Annotated in this window: 9 protein-coding genes; 1 reads left to right on the top strand and 8 read right to left on the bottom strand. The window is 69.5% G+C overall.

Annotated features, from left to right (window positions below; translation table 11 throughout):
- The 4 genes from NL1_RS10495 to NL1_RS10480 all read right to left on the bottom strand — a co-directional run.
- Positions 1-1070: Eco57I restriction-modification methylase domain-containing protein (locus NL1_RS10495; protein ID WP_156094784.1), on the bottom strand; the 1070-nt coding region annotated here is incomplete at its 3' end.
- 17 nt (positions 1071-1087) lie between these two features.
- Entirely contained in the window at positions 1088-2419 is a 1332-nt protein-coding gene (locus NL1_RS10490) for an acyltransferase family protein (protein WP_067837131.1), read from the bottom strand.
- A complete protein-coding gene (locus NL1_RS10485; protein WP_218024384.1) occupies positions 2416-3261 on the bottom strand; it encodes an SGNH/GDSL hydrolase family protein in 846 nt (281 codons plus the stop codon). The genes NL1_RS10490 and NL1_RS10485 overlap by 4 nt, the downstream gene beginning before the upstream one ends.
- Before the next feature lie 213 nt (positions 3262-3474).
- Positions 3475-3831 (bottom strand): hypothetical protein, encoded by a 357-nt coding sequence (locus NL1_RS10480; RefSeq protein WP_067837126.1) that lies wholly within the window; start codon positions 3829-3831, stop codon positions 3475-3477.
- A 253-nt stretch (positions 3832-4084) separates the two neighbouring features.
- Here NL1_RS10480 and NL1_RS10475 point away from each other — a divergent pair, with 253 nt between their 5' ends.
- Positions 4085-4780 (top strand): nitroreductase, encoded by a 696-nt coding sequence (locus NL1_RS10475; RefSeq protein ID WP_067837123.1) that lies wholly within the window; start codon positions 4085-4087, stop codon positions 4778-4780.
- Between the two features lie 47 nt (positions 4781-4827).
- On the opposite strand, the gene NL1_RS10470 is transcribed toward NL1_RS10475, so the two are convergent.
- The 4 genes from NL1_RS10470 to NL1_RS10455 all read right to left on the bottom strand — a co-directional run bounded on the left by NL1_RS10470 (position 4828) and on the right by NL1_RS10455 (position 8444).
- Positions 4828-5295: a winged helix-turn-helix transcriptional regulator gene (locus NL1_RS10470; RefSeq protein WP_067837121.1), complete on the bottom strand. Its 468-nt coding sequence runs from the start codon at positions 5293-5295 to the stop codon at positions 4828-4830.
- 9 nt (positions 5296-5304) lie between these two features.
- Entirely contained in the window at positions 5305-5565 is a 261-nt protein-coding gene (locus tag NL1_RS10465; RefSeq protein ID WP_156094783.1) for a hypothetical protein, read from the bottom strand.
- A 71-nt stretch (positions 5566-5636) separates the two neighbouring features.
- The gene (locus NL1_RS10460; protein ID WP_067837115.1) at positions 5637-7070 is read right to left on the bottom strand and encodes an acyl-CoA carboxylase subunit beta; all 1434 of its coding nucleotides are present in this window, start codon (positions 7068-7070) and stop codon (positions 5637-5639) included.
- Between the two features lie 123 nt (positions 7071-7193).
- Positions 7194-8444, bottom strand: coding sequence for a KasA/KasB family beta-ketoacyl-ACP synthase (locus NL1_RS10455; protein WP_067837112.1), 1251 nt, complete (start codon positions 8442-8444; stop codon positions 7194-7196).
- Positions 8445-8453: the final 9 nt, after the last annotated feature.

Genomic DNA, 8453 nt, shown 5'->3' with positions numbered 1-8453 from the left:
TCGGATTCCGTCCGGCTGCGTCCACTCGACGGACCTGCGCCTTCGCTCCGGCCGTGCGCGAGGTCGTCGGGCTCCGTCCGGCTGCGTCCACTCGACGGACCTGCGCCTTCGCTCCCGCCATGCGCGAGGTCGTCGGATTCCGTCCGGCTGCGCCCACTCGGCGTACCTGCGCCATCGTTCCGGCCGGGCGCAGGTTCGGTGGCGCTCGCGGGCCGGGAGGCGGGGATTGCAGGCACACCCGTCGAGAGGGTGCCGACCTCGACGGCGAAGGTCCGCCCGTTGTGCCGGACGAGGGAACCGGACTCCGCTATCAGCGCCTCGAAAAGGTCTCCGGGGCAGGGGGATTCATCGACCGGCACCTCGTAGGCCGAGACGTGGCGGCACACCGCGCCGCGGCCGCCACGGGTCGCGATGGTGACGGCGGGCAGCACCGCGGCCGCGAACAGCTTGGTGTCGCCGAGGTCGTACAGCTCGACCGGTGACAGTTCGCCGAGCAGGATGGTGCGAATGTTCGCGCCCGCCTTGGTCGTCAGGAACCGGTTGGCGCACAACAGACCGAGTGCGCCGCCCGGGATCAGCAGCCGCGGCGCCACCGCGACGAAGGGGTGGGTGAGATCGATGCGACCGCGCAGACCGTACTGCCTGCTGAGCAGCTGCGCGGTGTCGCCGCCGAGCTGTTGGGTACGCACGTAGGGCGGGTTGGTGATGATCGCGTCGAACGAGCCGTCACCGAGGCCCGCGGCGTCGGCGAGGAAATCGCCCGCGCGCCAGTCGACCTCGACGCCCTCCGCCGCCGCCCGCGTCCGCGCCGCGGCGAGCCCGGATTCGTCCAGGTCGTACCCGGTCAGCCGGAGCCGGAGGCCGGGCAGGCACACCGCGGCTTCCCGGTGCAGGGCGAGCAGGAGTTCTCCGTCGCCGCACGCCGGGTCCAGCACGCGCAGCGCACCGCCGGGGCCGGGACGTGGCACGTGCGCGAGCAGCCGCCGCGCGAGGAAGCGTGCCAGCGCGGGCGGGGTGTAGTGCCGCCCATGCCGTTTGCGCTCCCGCCTGGCGCGGGTGTGCGAACCCATGGGGGGATTGTGCCTCGTCAGAGTGCCGCGGGCGTGCTGATGCCGCGAACCGGCGTGCGCGTCGCCCGCGCCGGTTCGCCCGTGCGCCGCCCAGCGAACCTGCGCATCAGCGGTGCGTCGACCCAGTGGTAGATGGCCGCCGCGGCCGCGGTCGAGAGCACCAGGCACAGTGCGGCGAACCCGAGCCAGCCGACCGGCCCGAACTGGCGCCCGCCGATGAACAGCCTCGTCACCAGCACCATCACCGGGAACTGAATCAGATAGAAGGCGAAGGAGATATTGCCGAACCACACCATCCGCGGCGAGGCGTTGACGCCGCGGATGCCGGCCAGATCCCGCGCGGCCAGCGTCGCGACCACCGCGGTCATCGGCGCGAGCAACAGCGCCGACATCTTGTAGTTCACCGGGACGACCCAGGTCGCCGCGTACGCCACCGCGAGCGCGAGCAGCGGCGGCGCCAGCCGGGTGTTGCGCCAGCGGCCTTCGAGCACCAGCCGCGCCGCCAGCACCCCGAGGAAGAATTCGGGCAGCCGCGAGAGCGGGAAGATGTAACTGAGCCAATAGGACTGCGCCACGGGGATATCCGGCTGCGCGAACCACGCGGGCGAGGCATGCAACTCGAAGAACGGGGACGCCTCGCCCGGCACCAGCCGCGGGGCGAAGGCGTTCTCGATGCCCTTGGGCCCTGGCGCACCCAGGTAGTAGGCGGTGTGCAGCGCGACGATCGCCACCAGCAGTCCGGCAAGCACCCACAGCACCCGCTCCCCTCGCACCCGCCGCACCAGCGGCAGCGCCAGCGGAAAGCACAGGTAGAACAGCATTTCCGCGCCCAGCGACCAGGACGGCACATTCAGTCCGCCCACCGTCGACCACTTCGGCACCCAGGTGTGCACCAGCGCCAGGTTCGGCGCCCACACCACCGGCCGCGTCAGCGGCACACTCGCCACCAGCACGAACGCGACCGCGGCCACCAGGTGCGTGGGATAGATCTTCAGCACCCGCCGCCAATAGAACCGGCGCACCGAACTTCCCGGCCGGAACGACCAGTAGATGATGAACCCGGACAGCACGAAGAAGAAGGTCACGCCCGCCGCGCCGAGCTGCATCGGCATCACCTGGTGCAGCTGCCGGAAAAGCTCCGACTTCTGGAACGGATACACCGGCAGGAACACCAGGGCGTGCAACAGGAACACCGCGAACGCCGCCCACCAGCGCGCGCCGGTCAGCGAAGGCAGGGCAGGGCGGGTGCGCGCCGCCTCGGCCACGCTGCGCTCGGGCGAACTCGCCGAGCCGTTGCCAGTCCGGCTTCTTTCGGCCGACCCACCACCGACCGACCTGCTCGCGGTCATCGGCCGAACCGCTCGTGCAACGCCCGCGCGACCACAGCGTCGCCGTGCGCCGACGGATGGAAGGGCAACCCGATCAGATCCGCGCGCGGATCGAGCGCGCCGTTCACCCACGGGTCGGCCGAGCAGAGTCCGTGCCCGGCGGTCAGCGCCCTGGTGTCGAAGAAGTCGATACCGAGCAACCCGGCCGCTTCTCGCTGCGCGGCGTCGATGCGGTCGAGGTATTCGACCACCGCGCGGCCCCGCGGCTGCACGTACTGGCCGACACCGAGCACGTTCATACACGCGGTGTCCTGCCCCGCGGGGAACAGCTCCGGATAGCCGACCAGCACAATGCGCGCCCGAGGCGCGAAGTAGCGCAGGTACTCCACCACCGCCCGCATCCGTTCGGCGAAGCGCGCACCGGAAACGCCGCGATAGTCGGTGATCCGGCCCTGTTCGGCGGCCTCCAGCCCGCAGCCCTCGGCGAGGTTGAACACACAGGGCAGCAGCGAGGTCCACAGCGTGGTCTCGGACGCGCCCCACTCGTCGTTGAGCCCGAATTGCAGGGCGATCAACCGGGTCTCGGGCCCGAAAGCGCCGATCTTGTCCGCCTCGATCGCCTCGTGCGAGAGGGTGTAGCCGGGTCCGGTATCGATCGAGGCACCCGAACAGGAGACATCGAGGAACTCCTCGGTCCCCGCCACTCCCATTGACGCGCTCAGCTGCGTCGGCCACGAACTCGGCCCACGCAAACACTCCTTCGCCTTGGCATCCCACCGAAAGCCGTTGGCGGTGAACGAATCCCCGAGCACCACCAGCTCCCTACCCGCGGCGGCCGCACCGGCGACGGGGTCGGCCACCATGCGAACGGTCCCGGCGGAGTCGCCCGACGCGTGCGTAGTCCCGGCGGCCCCGACGGCAGCAGCTTCGGCGGAGTCGAACGTGGCGGGCGCAGTCCCCATGTGTGCTGTGGCGGCGGGTGCCGATACGGCGGTCGCGACGGCAAGTGCGAGCGCAGTCGCGCCGAACCAGCGGCGGCGCATGCTCTTTCGGAACGAAAACATCGGAGGCCGCCGTCAGTAGCCCGCGCGGGGTTCGAAGCCGGGTGCGGTGAGGGTCGGGGCGGATTGCGGAGCGGGAGCGGGAGCGGGTTGCGGAGCAGGGGCGGGCTGCTGGACCGGTGCGGGCTTCGGGGCAGGGGCCAGTTGCGGCGCGGGCACGGGTTCCGCGGCGGGTTCAGGGGCTGGGGCCTGTGTTTCGGGAGCGGGCGGTGCCGTCGACTCGGGGGCCGGGGCGCTCTCCTGGACCGTGGTGGTCGCCGCCGGTGTGGTCGCCGGGGCGTGGTCGACGTGCGTTTCGGTCTCGCCGCCGCAGCCGACCGCACCGAGTAGCACCACACCGCTGGCGAGGGCGGTCGCGAGACAACGCTTCATGATCGTTTCCGTTCTCAAATCAGGAGCACATATATTTCACTTCAGCCGGAGACTACAAGTCGGCACGAAAGCACCCGCCCGTTTCGCGCAAACTCCCCGCAGCGCCCGCGCCCCCAATTTCGACGTCTCGCCAATTCACGCCGCACCAATCCGCCCGCAACGACCTCCACCGGGCCCACCCGCCGGTTCCAAAAAGAGACCACAGCCGCTAGCATTCAGTCTCGAAATAGAACCAAACAAAGGAGGCCGGTCCATGAGCCCGACCACTGCGCCCACCGACGCGTTCGCGACCCTGACCCGGATCCTCGATGAGCGGTGGACCTGCCGGCAGTTCCGGTCCGACCAGGTCCCGCGGCCCACCATCGAAGCGCTACTACACGCAGCCCAGCGCACCCCCTCCTGGTGCAACACCCAGCCGTGGCAGGTCGCCGTCACCGAAGGCGCAGCCACCGACCGGTTCCGCAAAGAGCTGCTGGAGCACGTCCAAAGTTCCGCGCCCACACCCGATTTCGACTTCCCCGCGCAGTACACCGGGGTCTACCGGGACCGCAGGCGCGAGTGCGGGCTGCAACTGTACGAGAGCGTCGGCATCGTCAAGGGCGACCAGGCGGGCACCTTGCGCCAGGCGATGCGCAATTTCGAACTCTTCGACGCCCCGCACGTCGCGATCGTCAGCACCGAGGCTGATCTCGGCGTCTACGGCGCCGTCGACTGCGGGCTCTACCTCGGCACGTTCTTGCTCGCAGCCCAGAGCCTCGGCCTCGGCGCCGCACCGCAGGCGGCCCTCGCCTCCTACTCCCCTTTTCTGCGCGAGTATTTCGGGCTCTCCGAGAATCGCCGCGTGGTGGCGGCCATCTCCTTCGGCTATCCCGACACCGACCACCCGGTGAACGGCTTCCGCACCCGCCGCGAACACACCGACCAGGTCGCCGCCTGGTTCACCGACTGATCCAGGGAACCCGCACCGCACCAACGCTTCTCACGCGAGCGGACGGATCAGCCGACCTGACGCTCCACTCCCGTCAGCCCCGGCCCCGGCTCGGGGCTGACGTCACGGGCGGTGAGTTCGCTTCCGCAGACGTCGCATTCGAGCCGGACGTGCGCCTCGCCGGTGCAGTCGCGATGGCGGTAGTGCACAGGCGGCCCGTCCGGCGCCATATAGGCGTCGCCCCAATCCCGGATCGCCATCAGGATCGGGTAGATGTCGTGCCCCTTCTGGGTGAGCCGATACTCCTCGTGCGCGCCGACCGCGGCAGGCTGCTTCACCAGGATGCCGTGCTCGATCAGCCGGTCCAGCCGATCCTGCAGCCTGCTGCGCGAAATGCCGAGCGCGCTCTGGAAGGCATTGAACCGGCGAATCCCGGAGAACGCGTACTTGAGGATGACCAGCGTCCACCGGTCACCGAGAACCACCAGCGGCCGCGTGATCGAACACGGCTCGTCGGCAAGATCCTCGTAACGCACCCCTCGATGCTACTCAGCACCGCTTTCCCCGCGGCCGAGTCCGGCGTCCTCGCGTCGATGGATGACGTACTCGAAGTGCCCGTCCTCCGGATCGGCGCGCAACGGCCACGGCTCCGCAGGCAGCACACGACGCCACTCCAGCGTCCGGTGCGCGTCCTGTTCGGCGAGCGACTGCGCGTCCGCAATGTCGGCGCAGGAGCCGATCACCTGTTCCTCGGTGCCGCAGAACTCGCAGCTGTGCAGCTTGCCGACCTCGTAACGTTCCGGCACGGCCATCTCCTTCGGACGAAAAAAAGCGTGGGCCCCGGGAGAGTTCCCGGGGCCCACGCGGAGTCCTCACATCACAGCGGGATGTTCTTGTGGTGACTCTTGCGCGCGGGCGCGGAGGCCAGCGCGGCGGCGATCACGCTGCGAGTCTTGGCCGGGTCGATGACCTCGTCCACCACGCCGATCGCGATGGCGCGCTCGACGCCGCCCGCGATCTTCTCGTGCTCGAGGGTGAGCCGCTCGTGCAGCGCCTCGCGCTCCTCCTCGGGAGCGGCGGCGAGTGCCTTCTTGTGCAGGATGCCGACCGCGGCCTTGGCGCCCATCACGGCCACCTCGGAACCCGGCCAGGCGTACACCGCGGTCGCGCCCAGCGAGCGGGCGTTCATGGCGATGTAGGCGCCGCCGTAGATCTTGCGGGTGACCAGGGTGACGCGCGGCACGCGGGCCTCGGCGAAGGCGTGCAGCAGCTTCGCGCCGCGGCGCACCACGCCCTCCCACTCCTGACCGACACCGGGCAGGTAGCCGGGCACGTCGGTGACGACGATCAGCGGAATGCCGAACGCGTCGCACAGCCGCACGAACCGAGCCGCCTTCTCGGCGCTCTCCGAGTTCAGGCAGCCGCCGAGGCGCAGCGGGTTGTTGGCCAGCACGCCGACGGTGCGTCCGCCGAGGCGGCCGAGACCGACCACCATGCTGCGGGCGTATCCGGCCTGCAGCTCCTCGAAGGAGGATTCGCCGTCGACGTTGTCGAGCAGCTCGTGCACGACCGGCTTGACGTCGTAGGCGCGCTTGGGAGATTCCGGCAGCATCGCCTTCAGGTCGACGTCACCGTGCGCGGCCGCGGAGAGATCGAACTCGCCCTGCTCGGCGAACATCGACACCAGCCTGCGGGCACGGTGCATGGCGTCGGCCTCGTCGTCGGCGACGATGTGGCACACGCCGGACTTCTTGCCGTGGGTCTCCGGGCCGCCGAGGGTGGCCATGTCGACCTGCTCGCCGGTCACGCTGCGCACCACGTCGGGGCCGGTGACGAAGACCCGGCCCTCGGGGGCCATGATCACGATGTCGGTGAGGGCGGGACCGTAGGCGGCGCCACCCGCGGCGAAGCCGAGCACCACGGAGATCTGCGGGACCAGGCCGGACGCGCGGACCATAGCCTCGAAGACCAGGCCGACCGCGTGCAGCGCCTCGACGCCCTCGGCGAGCCTGGCGCCACCGGAGTGCCAGAGGCCGACGACCGGGACGCCGGAATCGATGGCGGTGTCGATCGCGTCGACGATGTGCTTGCAGCCCTCGACGCCCATCGCGCCGCCCATGACGGTCGCGTCGGAGCAGTAGGCCACGGTGCGGACGCCGTCCACCTCGCCGATGGCGGCGAGGACACCGGACTTGTCACGCGGGTGCAGCGGGAGAACGGTGCCGGGATCGAAGAAACGCTGGAGTCGGCCCAGCGGGTCACGCGGATCGGTCGCTGTTTCTGGTTGAAACGCGGGTGCCATGATTGTCATCGCGTTTTCTCCTCAATCAAGAGAGTGCCGCTACAGCGGCTGCGTATGTCGAACCACCGGTGGGGTCGAGCCAGTTCTGTTGGCCGACCCCACCGGGGATCGTTGTTGCAGTCAGTCGTGCGGCTATGCGCGACCGAAGGCGAGCGCAACATTGTGCCCACCGAAACCGAAGGAGTTGTTGATCGCGTACTCGATCTCCTGGCGGCGGGCTTCGCCCTTCACCACGTCGAGGTCGATCTCTGGGTCCTGGTTCTCCAAGTTCAGCGTCGGCGGGACGATGCCGTCCCGGATGCTGAGCACGGTCAGCACGGACTCGAGCGCACCGACGGCGCCGATCGAGTGGCCGAGCGCCGACTTGGGCGCGTACACCGACGGGTGGTTGCCGACGGCCTTGTGAATCGCGTTCGCTTCCGCGGTGTCGCCGATCGGCGTCGCGGTGGCGTGCGCGTTGATGTGGGTGATGTCCTGCTTGGACAGGCCCGCGGTCTGCATCGCGCGGGTCATCGCGCGGCCGGCGCCGGTGCCCTCGGGATCCGGAGCCACCAGGTGGTAGCCGTCCGAGGTGATGCCTGCGCCGAGCAGACGGGCGTGGATCGTGGCACCGCGCGCCTTGGCGTGCTCCTCGGTCTCGAGGGTCATCAGCGCACCGGCCTCGCCGAAGACGAAGCCGTCGCGGTCCTTGTCGAACGGACGCGACGCACCCTTGGGGTCGTCGTTGCGCGTGCTCATTGCGCGCATCATGGAGAACGCCGCGATCGGCACCGAGTCGATGAAACCCTCGACGCCGCCGGTGACGACCATGTCGGCGTCACCCATCACGATCATCCGCCACGCGTTGGCGATGGCTTCCGATCCGGACGAGCACGCCGAGACCGGAGTGACCACTCCTGCCCGGGCCTTCAGCTCGAGGCCGACACAAGCCGACGGGCCGTTCGGCATGACCATCTGAACAGCGAGCGGCGAGATCTTGCGGTAGCCGCCGTTCTTCAGCTTGTCGACCGAGTCGATGAGCGCGTCGCCGCCACCGAGACCGGTGCCGATCGCCACACCCAGACGGTCGAGGTCGACCTCCGGGCTGCCCGCGTTCTTCCACACCTCGCGACCGAGGACGGTCGCGAGTCGCTCGACATAGGCCATGCGACGGATCTCGACCCTGGTCAGCAGGGTGTCGGGGTTGACCTTCAGGTGGCCGCCGATGCGGACCGGCAGGTCGTATTCCTCGACGAAGGAATCCTCGAGAACGTCGATGCCGCTCTCGCCGTTGAGGAGTCCCTTCCACGTCGCATCGACGTCGCCCGCGATCGACGTGGTCGCCGCCATGCTCGTTACGACGACGTTGGGGAAGTTCCCGTTCAAGGTGGAAGGAGTGGTCACTTTTTCGGC

Origin of the sequence: Nocardia lijiangensis NBRC 108240 (assembly GCF_001613045.1) — a bacterium.
Classification (GTDB): Bacteria; Actinomycetota; Actinomycetes; order Mycobacteriales; family Mycobacteriaceae; genus Nocardia; species Nocardia lijiangensis.
Note: the sequence above shows the minus strand (reverse complement) of the source record. Positions and strands in the feature narration are given on the sequence as shown.

Coding starts and splice junctions, on each gene's coding strand:
- NL1_RS10490 (WP_067837131.1), bottom strand. CDS start 2,419: ATGACCGCGAGCAGGTCGGTCGGTGGTGGGTCGGCCGAAAGAAGCCGG.
- NL1_RS10485 (WP_218024384.1), bottom strand. CDS start 3,261: ATGGTGGCCGACCCCGTCGCCGGTGCGGCCGCCGCGGGTAGGGAGCTG.
- NL1_RS10480 (WP_067837126.1), bottom strand. CDS start 3,831: ATGAAGCGTTGTCTCGCGACCGCCCTCGCCAGCGGTGTGGTGCTACTC.
- NL1_RS10475 (WP_067837123.1), top strand. CDS start 4,085: ATGAGCCCGACCACTGCGCCCACCGACGCGTTCGCGACCCTGACCCGG.
- NL1_RS10460 (WP_067837115.1), bottom strand. CDS start 7,070: ATGACAATCATGGCACCCGCGTTTCAACCAGAAACAGCGACCGATCCG.